The 21173-nt window shown below is 54.6% G+C and carries 31 protein-coding genes; all 31 read right to left on the bottom strand.

What is annotated here, in order from left to right:
• Positions 1 to 2: 2 nt before the first annotated feature.
• Complete coding sequence (gene rpsD, locus ACYZTX_RS05160) at positions 3 to 623, bottom strand: 30S ribosomal protein S4 (RefSeq protein WP_003210056.1); 621 nt, start codon at positions 621 to 623, stop codon at positions 3 to 5.
• Between the two features lie 18 nt (positions 624 to 641).
• On the bottom strand, positions 642 to 1031 hold the full coding sequence (gene rpsK / locus ACYZTX_RS05155) for a 30S ribosomal protein S11 (RefSeq protein WP_002555466.1): 390 nt from the start codon (positions 1029 to 1031) through the stop codon (positions 642 to 644).
• A 30-nt stretch (positions 1032 to 1061) separates the two neighbouring features.
• On the bottom strand, positions 1062 to 1418 hold the full coding sequence (gene rpsM / locus ACYZTX_RS05150; RefSeq protein ID WP_003186020.1) for a 30S ribosomal protein S13: 357 nt from the start codon (positions 1416 to 1418) through the stop codon (positions 1062 to 1064).
• A 128-nt stretch (positions 1419 to 1546) separates the two neighbouring features.
• Complete coding sequence (gene rpmJ, locus ACYZTX_RS05145; RefSeq protein WP_002555468.1) at positions 1547 to 1663, bottom strand: 50S ribosomal protein L36; 117 nt, start codon at positions 1661 to 1663, stop codon at positions 1547 to 1549.
• A 27-nt stretch (positions 1664 to 1690) separates the two neighbouring features.
• Complete coding sequence (gene secY, locus ACYZTX_RS05140; RefSeq protein WP_008073883.1) at positions 1691 to 3019, bottom strand: preprotein translocase subunit SecY; 1329 nt, start codon at positions 3017 to 3019, stop codon at positions 1691 to 1693.
• On the bottom strand, positions 3020 to 3457 hold the full coding sequence (gene rplO, locus ACYZTX_RS05135) for a 50S ribosomal protein L15 (RefSeq protein ID WP_007896782.1): 438 nt from the start codon (positions 3455 to 3457) through the stop codon (positions 3020 to 3022).
• A 3-nt stretch (positions 3458 to 3460) separates the two neighbouring features.
• A complete protein-coding gene (gene rpmD, locus ACYZTX_RS05130) occupies positions 3461 to 3637 on the bottom strand; it encodes a 50S ribosomal protein L30 (RefSeq protein ID WP_003186033.1) in 177 nt (58 codons plus the stop codon).
• Positions 3638 to 3639: 2 nt separating this feature from the next.
• The gene (rpsE, locus tag ACYZTX_RS05125) at positions 3640 to 4140 is read right to left on the bottom strand and encodes a 30S ribosomal protein S5 (protein ID WP_003186035.1); all 501 of its coding nucleotides are present in this window, start codon (positions 4138 to 4140) and stop codon (positions 3640 to 3642) included.
• Positions 4141 to 4143: 3 nt separating this feature from the next.
• Entirely contained in the window at positions 4144 to 4494 is a 351-nt protein-coding gene (gene rplR, locus ACYZTX_RS05120; protein WP_003186037.1) for a 50S ribosomal protein L18, read from the bottom strand.
• Positions 4495 to 4504: 10 nt separating this feature from the next.
• On the bottom strand, positions 4505 to 5038 hold the full coding sequence (rplF, locus tag ACYZTX_RS05115) for a 50S ribosomal protein L6 (RefSeq protein WP_003176412.1): 534 nt from the start codon (positions 5036 to 5038) through the stop codon (positions 4505 to 4507).
• Positions 5039 to 5050: 12 nt separating this feature from the next.
• Positions 5051 to 5443 carry a 30S ribosomal protein S8 gene (gene rpsH / locus ACYZTX_RS05110; protein ID WP_003186040.1) on the bottom strand — a complete coding sequence of 131 codons (393 nt, stop codon included), beginning with the start codon at positions 5441 to 5443 and terminating at the stop codon, positions 5051 to 5053.
• A gap of 209 nt (positions 5444 to 5652) precedes the next feature.
• The gene (rpsN, locus tag ACYZTX_RS05105; RefSeq protein WP_003176414.1) at positions 5653 to 5958 is read right to left on the bottom strand and encodes a 30S ribosomal protein S14; all 306 of its coding nucleotides are present in this window, start codon (positions 5956 to 5958) and stop codon (positions 5653 to 5655) included.
• Positions 5959 to 5971: 13 nt separating this feature from the next.
• Complete coding sequence (rplE, locus tag ACYZTX_RS05100; protein ID WP_003176415.1) at positions 5972 to 6511, bottom strand: 50S ribosomal protein L5; 540 nt, start codon at positions 6509 to 6511, stop codon at positions 5972 to 5974.
• Positions 6512 to 6531: 20 nt separating this feature from the next.
• Positions 6532 to 6846 carry a 50S ribosomal protein L24 gene (gene rplX / locus ACYZTX_RS05095; protein WP_033059465.1) on the bottom strand — a complete coding sequence of 105 codons (315 nt, stop codon included), beginning with the start codon at positions 6844 to 6846 and terminating at the stop codon, positions 6532 to 6534.
• Between the two features lie 11 nt (positions 6847 to 6857).
• Positions 6858 to 7226, bottom strand: coding sequence for a 50S ribosomal protein L14 (gene rplN, locus ACYZTX_RS05090; RefSeq protein ID WP_002555479.1), 369 nt, complete (start codon positions 7224 to 7226; stop codon positions 6858 to 6860).
• Between the two features lie 23 nt (positions 7227 to 7249).
• Entirely contained in the window at positions 7250 to 7516 is a 267-nt protein-coding gene (gene rpsQ / locus ACYZTX_RS05085) for a 30S ribosomal protein S17 (protein WP_003176419.1), read from the bottom strand.
• Between the two features lie 2 nt (positions 7517 to 7518).
• Positions 7519 to 7710, bottom strand: coding sequence for a 50S ribosomal protein L29 (gene rpmC / locus ACYZTX_RS05080; protein ID WP_002555481.1), 192 nt, complete (start codon positions 7708 to 7710; stop codon positions 7519 to 7521).
• Positions 7710 to 8123: a 50S ribosomal protein L16 gene (gene rplP / locus ACYZTX_RS05075; protein WP_045057467.1), complete on the bottom strand. Its 414-nt coding sequence runs from the start codon at positions 8121 to 8123 to the stop codon at positions 7710 to 7712. Before rplP ends, rpmC begins: the two co-directional genes overlap by 1 nt.
• 12 nt (positions 8124 to 8135) lie before the next feature.
• Complete coding sequence (gene rpsC / locus ACYZTX_RS05070) at positions 8136 to 8822, bottom strand: 30S ribosomal protein S3 (RefSeq protein ID WP_003176422.1); 687 nt, start codon at positions 8820 to 8822, stop codon at positions 8136 to 8138.
• A 13-nt stretch (positions 8823 to 8835) separates the two neighbouring features.
• Complete coding sequence (gene rplV, locus ACYZTX_RS05065; protein ID WP_003210077.1) at positions 8836 to 9168, bottom strand: 50S ribosomal protein L22; 333 nt, start codon at positions 9166 to 9168, stop codon at positions 8836 to 8838.
• Between the two features lie 13 nt (positions 9169 to 9181).
• Complete coding sequence (gene rpsS, locus ACYZTX_RS05060; protein WP_002555486.1) at positions 9182 to 9457, bottom strand: 30S ribosomal protein S19; 276 nt, start codon at positions 9455 to 9457, stop codon at positions 9182 to 9184.
• A gap of 16 nt (positions 9458 to 9473) precedes the next feature.
• Entirely contained in the window at positions 9474 to 10298 is an 825-nt protein-coding gene (gene rplB / locus ACYZTX_RS05055; RefSeq protein WP_003176423.1) for a 50S ribosomal protein L2, read from the bottom strand.
• A gap of 14 nt (positions 10299 to 10312) precedes the next feature.
• Complete coding sequence (gene rplW, locus ACYZTX_RS05050; protein WP_002555488.1) at positions 10313 to 10612, bottom strand: 50S ribosomal protein L23; 300 nt, start codon at positions 10610 to 10612, stop codon at positions 10313 to 10315.
• The gene (rplD, locus tag ACYZTX_RS05045) at positions 10609 to 11211 is read right to left on the bottom strand and encodes a 50S ribosomal protein L4 (RefSeq protein ID WP_007896707.1); all 603 of its coding nucleotides are present in this window, start codon (positions 11209 to 11211) and stop codon (positions 10609 to 10611) included. Before rplD ends, rplW begins: the two co-directional genes overlap by 4 nt.
• A 12-nt stretch (positions 11212 to 11223) precedes the next feature.
• Entirely contained in the window at positions 11224 to 11859 is a 636-nt protein-coding gene (gene rplC, locus ACYZTX_RS05040) for a 50S ribosomal protein L3 (RefSeq protein ID WP_003186059.1), read from the bottom strand.
• Positions 11860 to 11939: 80 nt separating this feature from the next.
• Positions 11940 to 12251 (bottom strand): 30S ribosomal protein S10, encoded by a 312-nt coding sequence (gene rpsJ, locus ACYZTX_RS05035; protein WP_003186070.1) that lies wholly within the window; start codon positions 12249 to 12251, stop codon positions 11940 to 11942.
• A 139-nt stretch (positions 12252 to 12390) separates the two neighbouring features.
• Entirely contained in the window at positions 12391 to 13584 is a 1194-nt protein-coding gene (gene tuf / locus ACYZTX_RS05030) for an elongation factor Tu (protein WP_282379303.1), read from the bottom strand.
• 31 nt (positions 13585 to 13615) lie between these two features.
• Positions 13616 to 15721 (bottom strand): elongation factor G, encoded by a 2106-nt coding sequence (gene fusA / locus ACYZTX_RS05025; protein WP_461966598.1) that lies wholly within the window; start codon positions 15719 to 15721, stop codon positions 13616 to 13618.
• 30 nt (positions 15722 to 15751) lie between these two features.
• Positions 15752 to 16222, bottom strand: coding sequence for a 30S ribosomal protein S7 (rpsG, locus tag ACYZTX_RS05020; RefSeq protein WP_010490886.1), 471 nt, complete (start codon positions 16220 to 16222; stop codon positions 15752 to 15754).
• Positions 16223 to 16340: 118 nt separating this feature from the next.
• Positions 16341 to 16712 (bottom strand): 30S ribosomal protein S12, encoded by a 372-nt coding sequence (gene rpsL, locus ACYZTX_RS05015; RefSeq protein ID WP_002555494.1) that lies wholly within the window; start codon positions 16710 to 16712, stop codon positions 16341 to 16343.
• A 216-nt stretch (positions 16713 to 16928) separates the two neighbouring features.
• On the bottom strand, positions 16929 to 21128 hold the full coding sequence (gene rpoC, locus ACYZTX_RS05010) for a DNA-directed RNA polymerase subunit beta' (protein WP_462033202.1): 4200 nt from the start codon (positions 21126 to 21128) through the stop codon (positions 16929 to 16931).
• Between the last annotated feature and the right edge of the window lie 45 nt (positions 21129 to 21173).

The following is a 21173-nucleotide window of genomic DNA, read 5'->3' as shown; positions in this document are numbered from 1 at the left end:
CCTTACTTGGAGTAGAGCTCGACAATCAGGCTTTCGTTGATGTCGGCGGACAGATCACTGCGAGCTGGAACGTTCTTGAAAACGCCCGACTTCTTCTCAGTGTCTACTTCTACCCATTCTACGCGGCCACGTTGGGCACACAGATCGAGAGCTTGGACAATGCGAAGTTGGTTCTTTGCTTTCTCGCGAATCGCGACCACGTCACCAGCACGAACCTGGTACGACGGCACGTTTACGGTCTGACCGTTAACGCTTACGGATTTGTGCGATACCAGCTGACGGGATTCGGCACGAGTAGAGCCAAAACCCATACGGTATACGACGTTGTCCAGACGGCATTCGAGCAGTTGCAACAGGTTTTCGCCAGTTGCGCCTTTCTTGCCAGCAGCTTCTTTGTAGTAGCCGCTGAATTGACGCTCGAGAACGCCGTAGATACGACGGACCTTCTGCTTTTCACGCAGTTGGGTGCCGTAATCGGACTGGCGACCGCGGCGTTGGCCGTGGATACCAGGTGCTGCTTCAATGTTGCACTTCGATTCGATCGCGCGCACGCCGCTCTTCAGAAAGAGATCGGTGCCTTCGCGACGAGCGAGTTTGCATTTTGGACCAATGTAACGAGCCATTCTTTACAATCTCCTGGATTACACGCGGCGCTTCTTCGGCGGACGGCACCCGTTGTGCGGGATTGGCGTCACGTCGGTGATGCTGGCGATCTTGTAGCCACAGCCGTTCAAAGCGCGGACTGCAGATTCACGACCTGGGCCTGGACCTTTGACGTTGACGTCGAGGTTTTTCAGACCGTATTCCAGCGCAGCTTGACCAGCACGTTCAGCAGCTACTTGAGCAGCAAACGGGGTGGACTTGCGGGAACCGCGGAAACCCGAACCACCGGAGGTAGCCCAGGAAAGAGCGTTGCCTTGACGGTCGGTGATGGTCACGATTGTGTTGTTAAAAGAAGCATGGATGTGGGCGATGCCATCAACCACTGTCTTTTTAACTTTTTTACGAGGACGAGCAGCAGGTTTAGCCATGATTAATTTCCTGTCGATTCGCTGGGGCGATTACTTGCGGATCGGCTTACGCGGACCTTTACGGGTACGCGCGTTGGTCTTGGTACGCTGACCGCGCACTGGAAGACCACGACGATGACGCAGACCGCGATAGCAACCGAGGTCCATCAAACGCTTGATTTTCATGTTGATTTCGCGACGCAGGTCACCTTCAGTGGTGAACTTCGCCACTTCGCCACGCAGCTGTTCAATCTGCTCGTCGCTCAGATCTTTGATCTTTGCCGCTGGGTTTACCCCAGTCACCGCACAAATCTTCTGTGCAGTAGTGCGACCAACACCATAGATGTAGGTCAGCGAGATAACAGTATGCTTGTTATCTGGAATGTTAACGCCTGCAATACGGGCCATTCAGTGGGACTCCAATTGACAGCTACCTACGCCCCGGAAGCCAAGAAATAGGGCGCGAGATAATATCGCTGTAATAACAAATAATCAACCCGGCAGCGCACTAGCTGCCGGGCTTAACACAATCACACTCAGCCTTGGCGCTGTTTGTGACGCGGTTCCGCGCTGCAAATTACTCGAACAACACCTTCGCGGCGAATAATTTTGCAGTTACGGCACAGCTTTTTCACCGATGCACGAACTTTCATCACCAACTCCTCGAACCTTATGGGTACTCAGCGCAACATGCCGCTGCCGTAACCCTTCAGGTTGGCTTTCTTCATCAGGGATTCGTACTGGTGCGAAACGAGGTGCGATTGTACTTGGGACATGAAGTCCATCACAACCACGACGACGATCAGCAACGAGGTCCCGCCAAGGTAGAACGGAACGTTTGCTGCAACCACCAGGAACTGGGGCAGCAGGCACACGGCCGTCATATATAGAGCACCGAACAAGGTCAAACGAGTCAGCACGCCATCAATATAGCGCGCAGACTGCTCACCTGGACGGATACCCGGAATAAAGGCACCGGACTTCTTCAGGTTTTCCGCTACGTCTTTCGGATTGAACATCAACGCCGTATAGAAGAAGCAGAAGAAAATAATCCCTGCACTAAACAGCAGAATATTCAACGGCTGACCAGGAGCGATCGACTGCGAGATGTCCTGCAGCCAGCCCATACCTTCAGACTGACCAAACCAGGTCCCCAACGAAGCCGGGAACAGCAGAATGCTGCTCGCGAAAATGGCTGGAATAACACCAGCCATGTTCACTTTCAACGGCAAGTGGCTGGTCTGCGCAGCGAAGACCTTACGGCCCTGCTGACGCTTGGCGTAATGAACAGCAATACGACGCTGACCACGCTCAATGAACACCACGAAACCGATAATCGCTACTGCCAACAAACCGATGGCAACCAAGGCGAAAATATTGATATCACCCTGACGCGCAGACTCGAAAGACTGCCCAATCGCCCTCGGAAGACCGGCGACGATACCTGCGAAAATCAACATCGAGATACCGTTGCCAACACCGCGCTCAGTAATCTGCTCACCCAGCCACATCATGAACATCGCACCAGCCACAAAAGTGGATACCGCGACGAAATGGAAGCCAAAGTCACCAGTGAACGAAACGCCTTGCCCTGCCAGACCAATGGACATGCCAATTGCCTGAACGAGAGCGAGAACGACAGTGCCGTAGCGGGTGTACTGGGCAATCTTGCGACGACCAGCTTCACCTTCCTTCTTCAACTGCTCCAGCTGCGGGCTCACGGCGGTCATCAGTTGCATGATGATCGATGCCGAAATATACGGCATGATCCCCAGTGCAAAGATGCTCATCCGCTCCAGCGCGCCGCCGGAAAACATGTTGAACAAGCTAAGAATGGTCCCCTCATTCTGTCGAAACAGGTCCGCGAGTCGGTCCGGGTTGATACCTGGAACCGGGATGTGTGCGCCTATTCGGTAGACGATAATCGCCAGGAACAGAAAACGCAGACGAGCCCAGAGTTCAGACATACCGCCTTTGCCGAGCGCAGAGAGAGCACCTTGCTTAGCCATTTATTCCTCGAACTTGCCGCCAGCTGCTTCGATAGCCGCACGCGCACCTTTGGTGGCGCCGATTCCCTTTCCGATGGTAACAGCGCGAGTAACTTCGCCGGACAGCATGATTTTCACACGCTGTACGTTGACGTTGATCACGTTGGCATCTTTCAGGGACTGCACGGTGACGATGTCGCCTTCCACTTTAGCCAGCTCGGACAAACGCACTTCTGCGCGGTCCATGGCCTTCAGGGAAACGAAACCGAACTTCGGCAGGCGACGATGCAGCGGCTGTTGACCGCCTTCAAAGCCTGGAGCAATGGTGCCACCGGAACGGGAGGACTGACCTTTGTGGCCACGGCCACCGGTCTTGCCCAAACCACTACCGATACCACGGCCCGGACGATGCTTTTCGCGACGGGAACCCGGCGCTGGACTCAGATCATTGAGTTTCATCGATTAACCCTCGACACGCAGCATGTAGTAAGCCTTGTTGATCATCCCGCGATTCTCGGGAGTATCAAGTACTTCTACAGTGTGACCGATGCGACGCAGACCCAGACCCTTAACGCACAGTTTGTGGTTAGGGATGCGGCCGGTCATGCTTTTGATCAGCGTTACTTTAACGGTAGCCATGATCAGAAGATCTCCTTGACGCTTTTGCCACGCTTGGCGGCAATGGATTCAGGAGACTGCATAGCTTTCAAACCTTTGAAAGTGGCGTGAACCACGTTTACCGGGTTAGTCGAGCCGTAGCACTTGGCCAGAACGTTCTGAACACCAGCAACTTCGAGGACAGCACGCATAGCGCCGCCAGCGATGATACCGGTACCTTCAGAAGCAGGCTGCATGTACACCTTCGAAGCGCCATGGGCGGACTTCATTGCGTACTGCAGCGTGGTGCCGTTCAGGTCAACTTGGATCATGTTGCGGCGAGCAGCTTCCATTGCCTTCTGGATCGCAGCAGGCACTTCACGTGACTTGCCACGGCCGAAGCCAACGCGCCCTTTACCATCACCAACCACGGTCAACGCGGTGAAAGTGAAGATACGGCCGCCTTTAACGGTTTTGGCTACGCGGTTAACTTGAACCAGCTTCTCAATGTAGCCTTCGTCGCGCTTTTGGTCGTTATTTGACATAACTTAGAACTCCAGCCCAGCTTCACGAGCAGCATCAGCCAGCGCCTTGACGCGGCCGTGGTACTTGAAGCCAGAGCGGTCGAAAGCCACCTGCGAGACGCCAGCGGCTTTTGCACGCGTAGCGACCAGCTGGCCAACCTTAGTGGCCGCGTCGATGTTGCCAGTGGCGCCATCACGCAGTTCTTTATCCAAAGTCGAGGCACTTGCCAGGACTTTGTTGCCGTCGGCCGAAATGACCTGGGCGTAGATGTGCTGCGACGAGCGGAACACGCAGAGACGCACGACTTCGAGTTCGTGCATTTTCAGGCGTGCTTTGCGAGCGCGACGCAGTCGAGTAACTTTTTTGTCGGTCATTTGCTATGCCCTACTTCTTCTTGGCTTCTTTACGACGGACGACTTCGTCCGCGTAGCGCACACCTTTGCCTTTGTACGGCTCTGGTGGACGGAAGTCGCGGATCTCGGCGGCCACTTGACCTACCAGCTGCTTATCGATGCCCTTGATCAGGATATCGGTCTGGCTAGGAGTCTCAGCGGTGATGCCTTCCGGCAGTTCATAATCCACTGGGTGCGAGAAGCCAAGAGCCAGGTTCAGCACTGTGCCTTTTGCTTGCGCTTTGTAACCAACACCGACCAGCTGGAGCTTGCGCTCGAAGCCTTGGCTTACGCCTTGGACCATGTTGTTTACCAACGCACGAGTGGTACCAGCCATTGCGCGAGTTTGTTGATCGCCATTGCGAGCAGCGAAACGCAGCTCACCAGCTTCTTCAACAATCTCAACGGACGAATGGATGTTCAGTTCGAGAGTGCCCTTGGCACCCTTCACCGAAAGCTGTTGGCCTGCGAATTTTACTTCGACACCGGCTGGCAGCTTAACGGGGTTCTTAGCGACGCGTGACATGCTTATCCCCCCTTAGAACACAGTGCAAAGAACTTCGCCGCCGACACCGGCAGCGCGCGCAGCACGATCCGTCATCACACCTTTGTTGGTGGAGACGATAGACACACCGAGACCGCCACGAACTTTTGGCAGATCATCGACGGACTTGTACTGACGCAGGCCTGGACGGCTAACGCGCTTCACTTCTTCGATGACCGGACGGCCTTCGAAGTACTTCAGCTCGATGGACAGCAGTGGTTTGATTTCGCTGCTGATCTGATAACCCGCAATGTAACCTTCGTCCTTCAGGACTTTGGCAACAGCTACCTTCAACGTAGAAGATGGCATGCTTACGACGGACTTTTCAGCCATCTGGGCATTACGGATTCGAGTTAGCATGTCCGCTAACGGGTCCTGCATACTCATGGGCTAGACGCTCCTAATACAAAAAAATTAGCCTTGCGGCTACTACTTGTCGCCGAGTGCATCCGTGCGAAAAAAGCACGGGCTCAGGCGAGCCGGGTATTCTAGACACACCCCACAAATGAATCAAGCCCCAATAGGGGCTTGATTCAAGTTCAAGGTCACCGACGGTCAGGATCTTGCGATTCGGACCGCCGAGACTTTGATCGTGCTTACCAGCTGGCTTTAACCAGACCAGGTACGTCACCACGCATAGCAGCTTCACGCAGTTTGTTACGGCCGAGGCCGAACTTGCGGTAAACGCCGTGTGGACGACCGGTCAGGCGGCAGCGGTTACGCATGCGCGAAGCGCTTGCGTCACGTGGCTGCTTCTGCAGAGCTACTGTAGCTTCCCAACGCGCTTCTGGACTTGCGTTCAGATCAACGATGATAGCTTTCAGTGCTGCACGCTTTTTGGCGTACTTGGCAACCGTGAGCTGACGCTTCAGCTCGCGGTTTTTCATGCTCATCTTGGCCATTTTCCTACTCCAATCAGTTGCGGAACGGGAATTTGAAAGCACGCAGCAGCGCGCGACCTTCATCATCGTTCTTGGCAGTGGTGGTCAGGGTAATGTCCAGACCGCGGAGAGCATCGATCTTGTCGTAGTCGATTTCCGGGAAGATGATCTGCTCTTTAACGCCCATGCTGTAGTTACCACGACCATCGAAGGACTTGGCATTCAGGCCGCGGAAGTCGCGGACCCGAGGCAGGGAGATCGACAGCAGACGATCCAGGAATTCGTACATACGCTCACGGCGCAGGGTCACTTTGACGCCGATCGGCCAACCTTCACGGACTTTAAAGCCAGCGATGGATTTCCGAGCGTAGGTCACAACGACTTTCTGGCCGGTGATCTTTTCCAGGTCAGCAACAGCGTGTTCGATGACTTTTTTGTCGCCGACCGCTTCGCCCAGACCCATGTTCAGGGTGATTTTGGTAACGCGTGGAACTTCCATCACGTTCGAAAGCTTAAGTTCTTCCTTAAGTTTCGGTGCGATTTCCTTCCAGTAAATCTCTTTTAGTCGTGCCATGGTCTTCTACCTAGCAGTGTTCAAGCATCAACCGCTTTTTGGGTCGACTTGAAGACACGAATTTTCTTGCCGTCTTCTACTTTGAAACCAACGCGATCAGCCTTGTTGGTTTCGCCGTTGAAAATGGCAACGTTGGAAGCGTGCAGTGGCGCTTCTTTTTCGACGATACCGCCTTGTACGCCCGACGCAGGGTTTGGCTTGGTATGACGCTTAACCAGGTTCAGACCACCAACGACCAGACGGTCGTCAGCGAGAACCTTAAGCACCTTACCGCGCTTACCTTTGTCTTTGCCGGCGATCACGATGATCTCGTCGTCACGACGAATCTTTTGCATGTCGGATCTCCTTACAGCACTTCTGGGGCGAGCGAGACGATCTTCATGAACTTCTCAGTACGAAGTTCACGGGTCACTGGCCCAAAGATACGGGTGCCGATCGGCTCTTGCTTGTTGTTCAGAAGAACAGCAGCGTTGCCATCAAAGCGGATAATGGAGCCATCAGCACGGCGAACGCCGTGGCGAGTGCGGACTACAACAGCAGTCATCACTTGGCCTTTTTTCACTTTACCGCGAGGAATTGCTTCCTTCACGGTAACTTTGATGATGTCACCGATACCAGCGTAACGACGATGGGAGCCACCCAGCACCTTGATGCACATAACACGGCGAGCGCCGCTGTTATCGGCCACATCGAGCATGGATTGAGTCTGAATCATATAATTTCTCCGACCCCTAGTCCTTAGACTTCCACAGCGCGTTCGAGAACATCAACCAGCGCCCAAGACTTGGTCTTGGCCAAAGGACGAGTTTCACGAATAGTGACTTTGTCGCCGATGTGGCACTGATTGGTTTCGTCGTGCGCGTGCAGCTTAGTCGAACGCTTAACGTATTTACCGTAGATCGGGTGCTTAACGCGACGCTCGATCAGAACGGTGATGGTTTTGTCCATCTTGTCGCTGACAACACGGCCAGTCAGCGTACGGACAGTTTTTTCGGCTTCAGCCATGATTACTTACCTGCCTGCTGGTTAAGCACAGTCTTCACGCGAGCGATGTCACGTTTAACTTGCGAGAGCAGATGAGACTGCCCCAACTGGCCAGTTGCTTTCTGCATACGCAGATTGAACTGGTCGCGCAGCAGGCCGAGCAGTTGCTCGTTCAGCTGCTGTGCGGATTTTTCACGAAGTTCATTCGCTTTCATCACATCACCGTCCGTTTAACAAAGGCGGTGGCGAGCGGCAGCTTTGCAGCAGCCAGGGCAAAAGCCTCACGCGCCAGCTCTTCAGTTACACCCTCGATTTCATACAGGACTTTGCCTGGCTGAATCTGGGCAACCCAGTACTCCACACTACCCTTACCTTTACCCATCCGAACTTCGAGTGGCTTTTTGGAAATAGGCTTGTCCGGGAATACACGGATCCAGATCTTGCCGCCACGTTTAACGTGACGGGTCAGTGCACGACGCGCTGACTCGATCTGACGAGCGGTGAGACGACCACGAGCTACAGACTTCAGCGCATATTCGCCGAAGCTGACTTTGCTACCGCGCTGAGCCAAGCCACGGTTGTGGCCAGTCATCTGCTTGCGGAACTTCGTACGCTTTGGTTGCAACATTTGGCGTACCCCTTACTTAGCAGCTTTTTTACGAGGCGCTGGTGCTTGTGGTTTCAGTTCTTCTTGGCGACCACCAATTACTTCGCCTTTGAAGATCCAAACCTTTACACCGATCACACCATAAGTGGTGTGAGCTTCGTAGTTGGCATAGTCGATGTCGGCACGCAGGGTGTGCAGTGGCACACGACCTTCGCGATACCATTCAGTACGTGCGATTTCAGCACCGCCGAGACGACCGCTCACTTGGATTTTGATGCCTTTGGCACCAATGCGCATGGCGTTCTGTACAGCGCGCTTCATAGCGCGACGGAACATTACGCGACGCTCCAGCTGCTGAGCTACGCTCTGCGCAACCAACATACCGTCGAGTTCCGGCTTGCGGATTTCTTCGATATTGATGTGCACAGGCACACCCATTTGCTTGGTCAGGTCCTGACGCAGTTTCTCAACATCTTCACCTTTCTTCCCGATAACAATACCTGGACGAGCGGTGTGGATGGTGATACGTGCAGTCTGAGCCGGACGATGGATATCGATACGGCTTACGGACGCGCTTTTTAGTTTGTCTTGGAGATACTCGCGCACCTTCAGATCAGCGAACAAATAGTCCGCATAAGTCCGACCGTCTGCGTACCAGACGGAGGTGTGCTCCTTGACGATTCCCAGGCGAATGCCAATGGGATGTACTTTCTGACCCATCTCTTCGACTCCGTTACTTGTCAGCAACCTTGACAGTGATATGGCAAGACCGCTTGACGATGCGATCAGCACGGCCTTTGGCACGTGGCATGATTCGCTTCAGCGAACGCCCTTCGTTGACGAAAACGGTGCTGACTTTAAGGTCATCAACGTCTGCGCCTTCGTTATGCTCGGCGTTGGCTACGGCCGACTCCAGCACTTTCTTGATGATCTCGGCGGCTTTCTTACTGCTGAAAGCCAACAGGTTGAGCGCTTCGCCCACCTTCTTCCCGCGGATCTGGTCGGCGACCAAGCGGGCTTTCTGGGCGGAGATTCGAGCGCCCGACAACTTAGCGGCTACTTCCATCGTTCCTTACCCCTTAACGCTTGGCTTTCTTGTCTGCCACGTGCCCACGATATGTGCGGGTACCGGCAAACTCGCCTAGTTTGTGGCCGACCATGTCTTCGTTCACGAGAACTGGAACATGTTGACGACCGTTATGCACTGCAATGGTCAAACCGACCATTTGTGGCAGGATCATGGAACGGCGCGACCAGGTTTTAACTGGTTTGCGATCGTTCTTTTCCGCCGCCACTTCGATCTTCTTCAGTAGGTGAAGATCAATAAAAGGACCTTTTTTCAGAGAACGTGGCACTGTCGTATCCCTCTATTTACTTGCGACGACGGACGATCATTTTGTCGGTACGCTTATTACCACGAGTCTTCGCGCCCTTAGTCGGGAAGCCCCATGGCGATACCGGATGACGACCACCAGAGGTACGACCTTCACCACCACCATGTGGGTGGTCAACCGGGTTCATGGCAACACCACGAACGGTTGGGCGAACGCCACGCCAGCGTTTGGCACCAGCTTTACCCAGCGAACGCAGGCTGTGCTCGGAGTTCGAGACTTCACCCAGGGTCGCGCGGCATTCAGCCAGCACTTTACGCATCTCACCAGAACGCAGACGCAGGGTCACGTAGACACCTTCACGAGCGATCAGCTGAGCCGAAGCACCAGCGGAACGAGCGATTTGCGCGCCTTTACCTGGCTTCAATTCGATGCCGTGTACGGTGCTACCAACTGGAATGTTACGCAGTTGCAGAGCGTTGCCCGGCTTGATCGGTGCCAGAGCACCTGCGATCAGCTGGTCGCCAGCACTCACGCCTTTAGGGGCGATGATGTAGCGACGCTCGCCATCTGCGTACAGCAGCAGAGCGATGTGAGCAGTACGGTTTGGATCGTATTCAATACGCTCGACAGTGGCAGAGATGCCATCTTTGTCGTTGCGACGGAAATCGACCAGACGATAATGCTGCTTATGGCCACCACCGATGTGACGGGTAGTAATACGACCATTGTTGTTACGACCACCAGTCTTCGATTTTTTCTCGAGCAGCGGTGCGTGAGGAGCGCCTTTATGCAGCTCCTGGTTGACCACCTTGACCACAAAACGGCGGCCAGGGGAAGTCGGTTTGCATTTAACGATTGCCATGATGCACCCCTTCCTTACTCAGCACTGCTGCTGAAATCGAGATCTTGGCCTGGCTGAAGGGAGATAACTGCCTTCTTCCAGTCATTACGCTTGCCCAGACCGCGAGCAGTGCGCTTGCTCTTACCCAGAACATTCAGGGTAGTAACACGCTCTACTTTCACGCTGAACAGGCTTTCGACGGCCTTCTTGATTTCCAGCTTGGTTGCGTCAGTTGCAACCTTGAAAACGAACTGGCCTTTCTTGTCAGCCAGAACCGTAGCCTTCTCGGAAACGTGCGGGCCAAGCAGAACTTTAAATACGCGTTCCTGGTTCATCCCAGCAGCTCCTCGAATTTCTTCACGGCCGACACGGTGATCAACACCTTGTCGTATGCGATCAGACTAACTGGATCGGAACCTTGCACGTCACGTACATCAACGTGTGGCAGGTTGCGAGCAGCCAGGTACAGGTTCTGATCAACCACTTCAGACACGATCAAGACGTCAGTCAGGCCCATGCCAGTCAGTTTGTTCAGCAGATCTTTGGTCTTCGGTGCATCAACAGCGAAGTCCTGAACCACAACCAGACGATCAGTACGCACCAGCTCAGCAAGGATGGAACGCATTGCTGCGCGATACATCTTCTTGTTCAGCTTCTGGGTGTGATCCTGAGGACGAGCTGCGAAAGTGGTACCGCCGCCACGCCAGATTGGGCTACGGATAGTACCGGCACGAGCACGGCCAGTACCTTTCTGACGCCATGGGCGCTTACCGCCGCCACGAACGTCGGAACGGGTCTTTTGCTGCTTGCTACCTTGACGGCCGCCGGCCATGTAGGCCACGACTGCCTGGTGAACCAGCGTCTCGTTGAATTCGCCGCCAAATGTCAGTTCGGAAACTTCGATCGCTTGAGCGTCATTTACATTTAATTGCATGTCAGCTTCCCCTTAACCGCGAGCCTTGGCTGCTGGACGTACAACCAAGTTGCCGCCAGTAGCGCCAGGAACAGCGCCCTTGACCAACAACAGATTGCGTTCAGCGTCCACGCGCACTACTTCGAGGGACTGCACGGTCACGCGCTCAGCGCCCATATGACCGGACATTTTTTTGCCCTTGAATACACGACCAGGAGTCTGGCACTGGCCGATAGAGCCTGGAACGCGGTGGGACACGGAGTTACCGTGGGTATTATCTTGCCCGCGGAAGTTCCAACGCTTGATCGTACCCTGGAAGCCTTTACCCTTGGACTGACCGGTTACATCAACCAGTTGACCAGCGGCGAAGATTTCAGCGTTGATCAGATCGCCAGCCTGGTACTCGCCCTCTTCAAGACGGAATTCCATTACGGTACGACCAGCGGCAACGTTCGCTTTAGCGAAGTGGCCAGCTTGAGCAGCTGTAACACGCGAAGCACGACGCTCGCCTACAGTGACTTGCACTGCACGATAGCCATCGGTCTCTTCAGTTTTGAACTGGGTGACGCGATTCGGCTCGATCTCAATGACCGTGACCGGAATGGAGACACCTTCTTCGGTGAAAATACGGGTCATACCGCATTTACGACCGACTACACCAATAGTCATGTTGTAAACCTCATGAGTGTACGGGGCTTTCACCCGCTATGGCCGCCCATTTCAGAGCGTTACACGACTAAGACCGAGTCTTAGCCGAGGCTGATCTGCACTTCCACACCGGCCGCAAGATCAAGCTTCATAAGCGCATCAACGGTTTTATCCGTTGGCTGGACGATGTCCAGAACGCGCTTATGCGTACGGATCTCGTACTGGTCACGCGCGTCTTTGTTGACGTGCGGGGAGACCAGAACGGTGAACCGCTCTTTACGGGTAGGCAGTGGAATTGGACCACGCACTTGAGCACCAGTACGTTTCGCGGTTTCCACGATTTCCTGGGTGGATTGGTCGATCAGGCGATGGTCAAAAGCCTTCAACCTGATACGGATTTGCTGATTTTGCATTGGATTTCAGACTCCGGCTGCTATTCCCACCGAGCGCAATACGCCCGTTAAAAGGAGGCGCAATTCTATAGACGGGCCAACTGAGTGTCAACCCAATAAAAAAGCCCCCGCAAGCGGGGGCCTTTTCATCAATCAACGCTTAGGCGATGATTTTGGCTACGACGCCAGCGCCGACGGTACGACCGCCTTCACGAATAGCGAAACGCAGACCATCTTCCATTGCGATGGTTTTGATCAGGGTGACAACCATTTTGATGTTGTCGCCCGGCATTACCATTTCAACGCCTTCCGGCAGCTCGCAGTTACCGGTCACGTCAGTGGTCCGGAAGTAGAACTGTGGACGGTAGCCTTTGAAGAACGGAGTGTGGCGACCGCCTTCTTCTTTGCTCAACACGTACACTTCAGCTTCGAAGGTAGTGTGCGGCTTAACCGAACCTGGCTTGACCAGAACCTGGCCACGCTCAACGTCGTCACGCTTGGTGCCGCGCAGCAGCACGCCGCAGTTCTCGCCAGCACGACCTTCGTCGAGCAGCTTACGGAACATTTCAACGCCGGTGCAGGTGGTGACAACAGTGTCACGCAGACCAACGATTTCCAGCGAATCCTGAACCTTGACGATACCGCGCTCGATACGGCCAGTTACAACAGTACCGCGACCGGAGATCGAGAATACGTCTTCGATTGGCATCAGGAACGGCTTGTCGATAACACGAATTGGATCTGGGATGTAGCTGTCCAGAGTCTCAACCAGTTTACGAACGGCAGTGGTGCCCATTTCGTTGTCGTCTTGGCCGTTCAGAGCCATCAGAGCCGAACCGATGATGATCGGAGTGTCGTCGCCCGGGAAGTCGTAAGTGCTCAGCAGATCGCGCACTTCCATCTCTACCAGCTCCAGCAGCTCAGCGTCGTCAACCATGTCAGCCTTGTTCAGGAAGACAACGATGTACGGAACGCCAACCTGACGGGACAACAGGATGTGCTCACGGGTTTGTGGCATCGGACCATCAGCGGCCGAGCAAACCAGAATAGCGCCGTCCATCTGAGCAGCACCGGTGATCATGTTCTTCACATAGTCAGCGTGACCTGGGCAGTCAACGTGAGCGTAGTGACGGATCAACGAGTTGTATTCAACGTGTGCAGTGTTGATGGTGATACCACGAGCCTTTTCTTCCGGAGCGCTGTCGATTTTGTCGAAAGCAACAGCGGCCGAACCGAAAACTTCGGAGCAGACACGAGTCAGAGCAGCAGTCAGCGTGGTTTTACCGTGGTCAACGTGACCGATGGTGCCAACGTTAACGTGCGGGAGGTCACGTACAAATTTTTCTTTAGCCACGACAATTAACTCCTAGCCTAAAGGGGCTGAATCAGCCTTGTTTTTTGGTAACAGTTTCGACGATATGCGACGGAGCTGTATTGTATTTTTTGAATTCCATAGAGTAGCTTGCGCGACCTTGGGACATGGAGCGAACGTCGGTTGCGTAACCGAACATCTCACCCAACGGAACCTCGGCACGAATCACTTTGCCGGAAACCGTGTCTTCCATACCCAGGATCATGCCGCGACGACGGTTAAGGTCGCCCATCACGTCACCCATATAGTCTTCAGGCGTAACAACCTCTACCGCCATGATCGGCTCAAGCAACTCACCACCGCCCTTCTGGGCCAGTTGCTTGGTCGCCATGGAAGCGGCCACCTTAAACGCCATCTCGTTGGAGTCGACGTCGTGGTAAGAACCGTCAAACACGGTAGCCTTCAGGCCGATCAGCGGATAGCCGGCGACAACGCCGTTCTTCATCTGCTCTTCGATACCTTTCTGGATAGCCGGGATGTATTCCTTAGGAACCACACCACCCACTACTTCGTTCACGAATTGCAGACCTTCCTGACCTTCGTCAGCAGGCGCAAAACGAATCCAGCAGTGACCAAACTGGCCACGACCGCCGGATTGACGAACGAACTTACCTTCGATTTCACAGTTCTTCGTGATGCGCTCACGATAGGAAACCTGAGGCTTACCGATGTTGGCTTCGACGTTGAACTCACGGCGCATCCGGTCAACCAGGATGTCCAGGTGCAACTCGCCCATGCCGGAGATGATCGTTTGACCAGTCTCTTCATCAGTCTTGACGCGGAAAGATGGATCTTCCTGAGCAAGCTTGCCCAGAGCGACACCCATTTTTTCCTGGTCGTCCTTGGTCTTAGGCTCTACGGCAACCGAAATAACCGGCTCCGGGAAGTCCATACGAACCAGGATGATTGGCTTGTCACCATTGCACAAAGTTTCGCCAGTGGTGACGTCCTTCATGCCGATCAAGGCCGCGATGTCACCAGCGCGCACTTCCTTGATTTCTTCACGGGCGTTTGCGTGCATTTGCACCATACGGCCCACGCGCTCTTTCTTGCCTTTGACCGAGTTGATCACGCCGTCGCCGGAGTTCAACACGCCCGAGTAAACACGGACGAAGGTCAAGGTACCCACGAATGGGTCGGTGGCAATTTTGAATGCCAGAGCGGAGAACGGTTCGCTGTCATCTGCATGACGCTCCAGCTCGATAGTCTCGTCATCCGGGTCAGTACCCTTGATGGCAGGAATATCAACAGGTGCAGGCAGGTAATCGATAACGGCGTCGAGAACCAGGGGAACACCCTTGTTCTTGAAGGAAGAACCGCAAACAGCCAGAACGATCTCACCAGCGATAGTACGCTGACGCAGAGCGGCCTTGATTTCCTCGTTGGTGAGTTCTTCACCTTCGAGGTACTTGTTCATCAGCTCTTCGCTGGCTTCGGCCGCAGCCTCAACCATGTTGCCACGCCACTCGTCAGCCAATTCCTGCAGTTCAGCAGGGATAGGCTTGCGAACTGGAACCATGCCTTTGTCAGCGTCATTCCAGTAAACAGCTTCCATGGCCATCAGATCGATCTGACCCTGGAAGTTGTCTTCGGAACCGATAGCCAACTGGATTGGCACCGGGGTATGACCCAGACGCTGCTTGATCTGACCGATCACGCGCAGGAAGTTCGCACCAGCACGGTCCATCTTGTTTACGTAAACAAGACGTGGAACGCCGTACTTGTTGGCCTGACGCCATACGGTTTCCGACTGAGGCTCAACGCCCGAGGTACCACAAAACACAACGACCGCGCCGTCGAGAACACGCAGGGAACGCTCAACTTCAATGGTGAAGTCAACGTGGCCCGGGGTGTCAATGACGTTGAAGCGGTATTGGTCTTTGTGCTGCTTCTCGGACCCCTGCCAGAAGGCGGTAATAGCAGCAGAAGTAATGGTAATACCACGCTCCTGCTCCTGAACCATCCAGTCTGTGGTCGCGGCGCCGTCATGCACCTCGCCCATCTTGTGACTTTTGCCAGTGTAAAAAAGGACGCGCTCGGTGGTGGTGGTTTTACCAGCATCCACGTGAGCAACGATACCAATGTTACGGTAGCGATTAATCGGTGTTGTACGAGCCATAAAGCCCTCGCAAAATTAGTGACGCTAAAATTAGAAGCGGTAGTGCGAGAAAGCTTTGTTAGCTTCAGCCATACGGTGCACGTCTTCACGCTTCTTAACTGCAGCACCTTTACCTTCAGCCGCGTCCAACAGTTCGCCAGCCAAACGCAGAGCCATAGACTTCTCGCCGCGCTTACGGGCGAAGTCTACCAACCAGCGCATTGCCAGAGCGTTACGACGGGACGGACGAACTTCGACCGGAACCTGGTAAGTAGCACCGCCTACACGGCGCGACTTTACTTCGACCAGCGGAGCGATGGCGTCGAGAGCTTTCTCGAAGATTTCCAGGGGATCGCTGTTCTTGCGTTCTTTAACCTTGTCCAGCGCGCCATAAACGATACGCTCGGCAACGGCTTTCTTGCCGCTTTCCATAACGTGGTTCATGAACTTGGCCAGGATTTGGCTTCCGTATTTTGGATCGTCAAGCACTTCGCGCTTGGCTGCTACGCGTCTTCTTGGCATGGATAAGCCCTCAAACGGTCTTCAGGTTCGCTCGGAATCGGTCCCCTTACGGGACGCCTCCGACCTTACTCTTATCGACTCAGAAAAATAGAAAATCAGTTTTTACAAAAAGCCACTACTACTTAGGCTTCTTGGTACCGTACTTCGAACGACCCTGGTTACGACCTTTAACGCCGGAAGTATCCAAAGAACCGCGCACGGTGTGGTAACGAACACCTGGCAAGTCTTTTACACGACCGCCGCGGATCAGTACCACGCTGTGCTCTTGCAGGTTGTGGCCTTCACCGCCGATGTACGAGGAAACCTCGAAACCGTTGGTCAGACGCACACGGCATACTTTACGCAGTGCCGAGTTAGGTTTTTTCGGCGTGGTGGTATACACACGGGTGCATACGCCACGACGTTGCGGGCAGTTCTGCAGCGCAGGCACGTCGGATTTCTCGACGATACGCTTACGCGGCTGACGTACCAGCTGGTTGATAGTTGCCATCTACTAGCTCCACTGTTGTCTTGCGACGCTATTGTCTTGCAAGAAAAGCAAAATGGCAGGAACGAATTCCCGCCAAATTTAGGGGTACAAGAGTCTAAAGAGGATCTTGCCCCCAGTCAAGGCAAGGCCCCAACCTCCCCGCTTATCCAATCTCGACAAATTGTCTCGATTCGATTAACGGAGAGGCCAGGGCCCCACGCTTATTTACTGCAGAACTCAGTTACCGCTCGAGTTCAGTGCTTCGGTCAGTGCAGCTTCCACTTCACTGGCGCTTACGCGCAACGGTTTGTCAGCTTCACGGCGACGCTTGCGCTCGCTGTGATAAGCCAGACCGGTACCCGCCGGGATCAGACGACCCACGACCACGTTTTCTTTCAGGCCGCGCAGGTAATCGCGCTTGCCGGTTACCGCCGCTTCGGTCAGTACGCGAGTGGTTTCCTGGAAGGAAGCCGCCGAGATGAACGATTCGGTGGACAACGACGCCTTGGTGATACCCAGCAGCACGCGAGTGAACTTGGAAACGAATTTCTCGTCGCCCGCCAGACGCTCGTTCTCTACCAGAACGTGAGTCAATTCCATCTGGTCGCCCTTGATGAAAGTGGAATCGCCGGATTCAGCGATTTCAACTTTACGCAGCATCTGACGCAGGATGGTCTCGATGTGCTTGTCGTTGATCTTCACGCCCTGCAGACGATAAACGTCCTGGATCTCGTTCACGATGTACTTGGCCAGCGCACTCACACCCAGCAGACGCAGGATGTCGTGTGGATCGCTCGGGCCGTCGGAGATAACTTCGCCGCGGTTTACCTGTTCGCCTTCGAAGACGTTCAGGTGACGCCACTTCGGAATCAGCTCTTCGTACGGATCGCTACCGTCGTTCGGGGTAATGACCAGACGGCGTTTGCCTTTGGTCTCTTTACCGAACGCGATGGTGCCGCTGACTTCAGCCAGAATCGAGGCTTCTTTCGGACGACGGGCTTCGAACAAGTCGGCAACACGCGGCAGACCACCGGTGATGTCACGGGTTTTCGAAGTCTCTTGCGGAATACGAGCGATAACATCACCGATCGCGATTTTCGCACCGTCCGCCACGCCGACCAGGGCGTTGGCAGGCAGGAAGTACTGAGCAATTACGTCGGTACCCGGCAGCAAGAGATCCTTGCCGTTGTCATCAACCATCTTCACAGCAGGACGGATATCTTTACCGGCAGCTGGACGGTCTTTGGCGTCGAGTACTTCAATGTTGGTCATACCGGTCAATTCGTCAGTCTGACGCTTGATCGTGATGCCTTCTTCCATGCCCACGTAGGTCACGGTACCTTTCATTTCGGTAACGATTGGGTGAGTGTGCGGATCCCACTTGGCCACGATTGCGCCAGCGTCGACCTTGTCACCTTCTTTAACCGAAATCACAGCACCGTACGGCAGCTTGTAACGCTCACGCTCACGACCGAAGTCATCAGCGATTGCCAGCTCACCGGAACGGGACACAGCAACCAGGCAACCATCCACTCGCTCAACGTGCTTCAGGTTGTGCAGACGGACAGTACCGCCATTCTTCACCTGAACGCTGTCCGCAGCAGAGGTCCGGCTTGCCGCACCACCGATGTGGAACGTACGCATGGTCAGCTGGGTACCCGGCTCACCGATGGACTGGGCGGCGATAACGCCGACCGCTTCACCAATGTTCACCTGGTGCCCACGAGCCAAGTCACGGCCATAGCACTTGGCGCAGATGCCGTAGCGGGTTTCGCAGCTGATCGGCGAACGCACGATCACTTCGTCGATGCTGTTCAGCTCGATGAACTCAACCCACTTCTCGTCTACCAGCGTGCCGGCAGGAACGATGATTTCTTCCGAACCTGGCTTGAACACGTCGCGGGCAATAACACGACCCAATACGCGCTCACCCAGCGGCTCAACAACGTCACCGCCTTCAATGTGCGGAGTCATTACCAGGCCATGTTCGGTGCCGCAATCGATCTCGGTCACAACCAGATCCTGCGCCACGTCTACCAGACGACGAGTCAGGTAACCGGAGTTCGCAGTTTTCAACGCGGTATCCGCCAAACCTTTACGAGCACCGTGAGTGGAGATGAAGTACTGGAGTACGCTCAAACCTTCACGGAAGTTCGCAGTAATCGGCGTTTCGATGATGGAACCGTCCGGCTTGGCCATCAGGCCACGCATACCGGCGAGCTGACGGATCTGCGCAGCAGAACCCCGTGCGCCCGAGTCGGCCATCATGTACATCGAGTTGAAGGATTCCTGGTCGACTTCGACGCCATGACGGTCGATGACTTTCTCTTTCGAGAGGTTGGCCATCATCGCCTTGGAAACTTCGTCGTTCGCCTTGGACCAAAGGTCGATCACTTTGTTGTACTTCTCGCCCTGGGTTACCAGGCCGGAGGCGTACTGACTTTCGATCTCTTTCACTTCATCGGTAGCAGCACCGATGATGCGGGCTTTTTCATCCGGGATAACGAAGTCGTTAACACCGATGGAAACGCCGGAAATGGTCGAATAGGCAAAACCGGTGTACATCAACTGGTCAGCGAAGATCACGGTCTCTTTCAAACCAACCACGCGGTAGCACTGGTTGATCAGCTTGGAGATCGCCTTTTTCTTCATCGGCTGGTTGACGACGTCGTACGACAGGCCAGGTGGAACAACCTGGAACAACAGCGCACGGCCGACAGTGGTGTCGACGATACGGGTGTTCTTGACGCTGCCACCATCACGATCGTTGACGGTTTCGTTGATCCGCACTTTGACCTTGGCGTGCAGTGCGGCTTCGCCAGCACGGAACACACGGTCAACTTCCTGCAGATCCGCGAACACACGACCTTCGCCCTTGGCGTTGATCGCTTCACGAGTCATGTAGTACAGGCCCAATACAACGTCCTGCGACGGAACGATGATTGGCTCACCGTTGGCTGGCGACAGAATGTTGTTGGTCGACATCATCAACGCACGCGCTTCCAACTGGGCTTCCAGTGTCAGCGGTACGTGCACGGCCATTTGGTCGCCGTCGAAGTCGGCGTTGTACGCAGCACAGACCAGAGGGTGCAGCTGGATAGCCTTACCTTCGATCAGTACCGGTTCAAACGCCTGGATACCCAGACGGTGAAGGGTCGGTGCACGGTTGAGGAGAACCGGGTGTTCGCGAATGACTTCAGCGAGAACGTCCCAAACTTCCGGCAGCTCGCGCTCAACCATCTTCTTGGCAGCTTTGATGGTGGTAGCGAGACCACGCATTTCCAGCTTGCCGAAAATGAACGGCTTGAACAGCTCGAGAGCCATTTTCTTCGGCAGACCGCACTGGTGCAGACGCAGGGTCGGACCTACGGTAATTACCGAACGACCGGAGTAGTCAACACGCTTACCGAGCAAGTTCTGACGGAAACGACCTTGTTTACCCTTGATCATGTCAGCCAGGGATTTCAGAGGACGCTTGTTGGAACCGGTGATAGCGCGGCCACGACGACCGTTGTCGAGCAGTGCATCGACGGCTTCCTGCAACATACGCTTTTCGTTGCGCACGATGATGTCCGGAGCGGACAGATCAAGCAGACGCTTCAAGCGGTTGTTACGGTTGATCACTCGACGATACAGATCGTTGAGGTCGGAAGTCGCGAAGCGACCGCCATCCAGCGGGACCAGTGGACGCAGATCTGGCGGCAGAACCGGCAGAACGGTCAGCACCATCCATTCTGGAAGGTTGCCGGAACCCTGGAAGGCTTCCATCAACTTCAGACGCTTGGACAGCTTCTTGATTTTGGTTTCGGAGTTGGTTTGCGGAATTTCTTCACGCAGACGGCCAATCTCGTGTTCCAGATCGATAGCGTGCAGCAGTTCACGGACAGCTTCGGCACCCATGCGGGCATCGAAATCGTCGCCGAACTCTTCCAGCGCTTCGAAGTACTGCTCGTCGTTCAGCAGTTGGCCTTTTTCAAGGGTAGTCATGCCTGGATCGATAACGACATAGCTCTCGAAGTAGAGAACGCGTTCGATATCACGCAGGGTCATGTCCATCAGCAAGCCGATACGCGACGGCAGCGATTTCAGGAACCAGATGTGGGCGACTGGCGAGGCCAGTTCGATGTGCGCCATGCGCTCACGACGAACTTTGGCCAGCGCGACTTCAACGCCGCACTTCTCGCAGATCACACCACGGTGCTTCAAGCGCTTGTACTTACCGCACAGGCACTCGTAATCCTTTACCGGGCCAAAGATCTTGGCGCAGAACAGGCCATCACGCTCAGGTTTGAACGTACGGTAGTTGATGGTTTCCGGCTTTTTAACTTCACCGAACGACCACGAACGGATCATCTCAGGCGATGCCAATCCAATACGGATGGCGTCGAACTCTTCGACTTGACCCTGGTTTTTCAGCAAATTCAGTAGGTCTTTCAAGGCCTTTCCTCCTGGCGGAGCAGAGAGCGGGCAATGCTGCCCCGC

Source organism: Pseudomonas sp. MDT1-17 (assembly GCF_054898105.1).
The sequence above is the reverse complement of the archived record's forward strand: the minus strand, read 5'-3'. Positions and strand labels throughout refer to the sequence as shown.

Bases quoted from the DNA above. Each gene is read 5' to 3' on its own strand.
- rpsD (WP_003210056.1), bottom strand. From the start codon at position 623: ATGGCTCGTTACATTGGTCCAAAATGCAAACTCGCTCGTCGCGAAGGC.
- rpsK (WP_002555466.1), bottom strand. From the start codon at position 1,031: ATGGCTAAACCTGCTGCTCGTCCTCGTAAAAAAGTTAAAAAGACAGTG.
- rpsM (WP_003186020.1), bottom strand. From the start codon at position 1,418: ATGGCCCGTATTGCAGGCGTTAACATTCCAGATAACAAGCATACTGTT.
- rpmJ (WP_002555468.1), bottom strand. From the start codon at position 1,663: ATGAAAGTTCGTGCATCGGTGAAAAAGCTGTGCCGTAACTGCAAAATT.
- secY (WP_008073883.1), bottom strand. From the start codon at position 3,019: ATGGCTAAGCAAGGTGCTCTCTCTGCGCTCGGCAAAGGCGGTATGTCT.
- rplO (WP_007896782.1), bottom strand. From the start codon at position 3,457: ATGAAACTCAATGATCTGAGTCCAGCGCCGGGTTCCCGTCGCGAAAAG.
- rpmD (WP_003186033.1), bottom strand. From the start codon at position 3,637: ATGGCTACCGTTAAAGTAACGCTGATCAAAAGCATGACCGGCCGCATC.
- rpsE (WP_003186035.1), bottom strand. From the start codon at position 4,140: ATGTCAAATAACGACCAAAAGCGCGACGAAGGCTACATTGAGAAGCTG.
- rplR (WP_003186037.1), bottom strand. From the start codon at position 4,494: ATGACCGACAAAAAAGTTACTCGACTGCGTCGCGCTCGCAAAGCACGC.
- rplF (WP_003176412.1), bottom strand. From the start codon at position 5,038: ATGTCACGCGTCGCTAAGAACCCCGTTAAGCTGCCAGCCGGTGTCGAA.
- rpsH (WP_003186040.1), bottom strand. From the start codon at position 5,443: ATGAGTATGCAGGACCCGTTAGCGGACATGCTAACTCGAATCCGTAAT.
- rpsN (WP_003176414.1), bottom strand. From the start codon at position 5,958: ATGGCCAAGATGAGCATGAAAAACCGCGAGCTGAAGCGTCAGCTCACG.
- rplE (WP_003176415.1), bottom strand. From the start codon at position 6,511: ATGGCACGACTAAAAGAGATTTACTGGAAGGAAATCGCACCGAAACTT.
- rplX (WP_033059465.1), bottom strand. From the start codon at position 6,846: ATGCAAAAGATTCGTCGTGACGACGAGATCATCGTGATCGCCGGCAAA.
- rplN (WP_002555479.1), bottom strand. From the start codon at position 7,226: ATGATTCAGACTCAATCCATGCTCGATGTGGCCGATAACAGCGGCGCT.
- rpsQ (WP_003176419.1), bottom strand. From the start codon at position 7,516: ATGGCTGAAGCCGAAAAAACTGTCCGTACGCTGACTGGCCGTGTTGTC.
- rpmC (WP_002555481.1), bottom strand. From the start codon at position 7,710: ATGAAAGCGAATGAACTTCGTGAAAAATCCGCACAGCAGCTGAACGAG.
- rplP (WP_045057467.1), bottom strand. From the start codon at position 8,123: ATGTTGCAACCAAAGCGTACGAAGTTCCGCAAGCAGATGACTGGCCAC.
- rpsC (WP_003176422.1), bottom strand. From the start codon at position 8,822: ATGGGTCAGAAAGTACATCCCATTGGCATTCGCCTGGGAATCGTCAAG.
- rplV (WP_003210077.1), bottom strand. From the start codon at position 9,168: ATGGAAGTAGCCGCTAAGTTGTCGGGCGCTCGAATCTCCGCCCAGAAA.
- rplB (WP_003176423.1), bottom strand. From the start codon at position 10,298: ATGGCAATCGTTAAATGCAAACCGACTTCCCCTGGCCGCCGTTTTGTG.
- rplW (WP_002555488.1), bottom strand. From the start codon at position 10,612: ATGAACCAGGAACGCGTATTTAAAGTTCTGCTTGGCCCGCACGTTTCC.
- rplD (WP_007896707.1), bottom strand. From the start codon at position 11,211: ATGCAATTAAATGTAAATGACGCTCAAGCGATCGAAGTTTCCGAACTG.
- rplC (WP_003186059.1), bottom strand. From the start codon at position 11,859: ATGACTATTGGTGTAGTCGGTCGTAAATGCGGTATGACCCGTATTTTC.
- rpsJ (WP_003186070.1), bottom strand. From the start codon at position 12,251: ATGCAAAATCAGCAAATCCGTATCAGGTTGAAGGCTTTTGACCATCGC.
- fusA (WP_461966598.1), bottom strand. From the start codon at position 15,721: ATGGCTCGTACAACACCGATTAATCGCTACCGTAACATTGGTATCGTT.
- rpsG (WP_010490886.1), bottom strand. From the start codon at position 16,222: ATGCCAAGAAGACGCGTAGCAGCCAAGCGCGAAGTGCTTGACGATCCA.
- rpsL (WP_002555494.1), bottom strand. From the start codon at position 16,712: ATGGCAACTATCAACCAGCTGGTACGTCAGCCGCGTAAGCGTATCGTC.